We start from the raw sequence: 1039 nt of genomic DNA on the forward strand, positions 1-1039 counted from the left end.
GGCTCTTCTTATGAATGTATCTACATTGTTTATTTTTATTTCGCGGATAAAACCACGCAAAGTGGCTTCGGTAAGGATACGGTCATATTTGTAACGGCGAATATCGCGCCAAGATACGCCTATGTGAGAGTTGTCGGTAATAATTTCCCATTCTGATTTAGTTGTATTCATGTTGTTGTCGTTGTGACCTGCTTCTATAATATATAGACCTCCGGGATTTAGCGATACGGCAACAGAAAATAAATGCCTAACTAAATCATGTTTATTTGTAATATGACAGATGGAATCCAACATCATAATCGCCAAATCAAATTTTTTGTTCACTCTAAAATTAATTATGTTTTCGGGAATATACTGAACATTAAGGTTTGATTTTTTCGCGATACGCTCACCGTACTGGCACATCGCGGGAGACAGATCGATTGCTACCGCGTGGCATTCGGCGCGCGCGAACGCCATTGCATGTTTGCCCGGTCCCGACGCCAGCTCGAGGACCGAATGAGGTTTACCTGTGTTTGTATTGCGCGCGTATCTTTCGTAGGCGGATCGCAAAAACGCCACCTCTTTATCAATATTTCGATATGAAAACGCTAAATCATAGGCCTCGGCAGACGCATAAAATTCGGATAATTCGGACATAGACCCATCCTCGACCAGCTTATCCCGAGCGCATACTCTATCGATTTTGATCGATAATGCCTTTTTGTACGCGGCTCTGGGGGCAAAAAAAAGCCCCGTTCCACACAGGAACGGGGTTTTAAGGGAAGGGTTCGAGCGGGTCCGAGGACATTGCTCGCCGCTGAAGATATTGAGAATGACTCGCACTAGCAAGATGAATTTGCGAATCGCTCGCACTTAAAGTTTAGCGCCTCAAATTTTACCGATCGTAGCGATCCTCGTTCCAGGGGTCGCCCTCATTGTGATAGCCGCGATTTTCCCAATAGCCGGGTTTATCGTCGGCGCGGAATTCGATCCGCGTCAGCCATTTGGCGGATTTCCAGAAGTAATATTTCGGCACGACCAGCCGCACCGGTCCGCC

2 protein-coding genes are annotated in these 1039 nt (G+C 46.3%); both read right to left on the minus strand.

What is annotated here, in order from left to right:
- Positions 1–639 (minus strand): class I SAM-dependent methyltransferase (locus VZ95_RS23625; RefSeq protein WP_156995506.1); only part of this gene is annotated, 639 nt, incomplete at its 3' end.
- Positions 640–877: 238 nt separating this feature from the next.
- The coding region (locus VZ95_RS23630) for a molybdopterin-dependent oxidoreductase (RefSeq protein ID WP_156995507.1) at positions 878–1039 on the minus strand (162 nt) is incomplete at its 5' end.

Source organism: Elstera litoralis (assembly GCF_000963705.1).
In the GTDB taxonomy this organism is placed as follows: Bacteria; Pseudomonadota; Alphaproteobacteria; order Elsterales; family Elsteraceae; genus Elstera; species Elstera litoralis.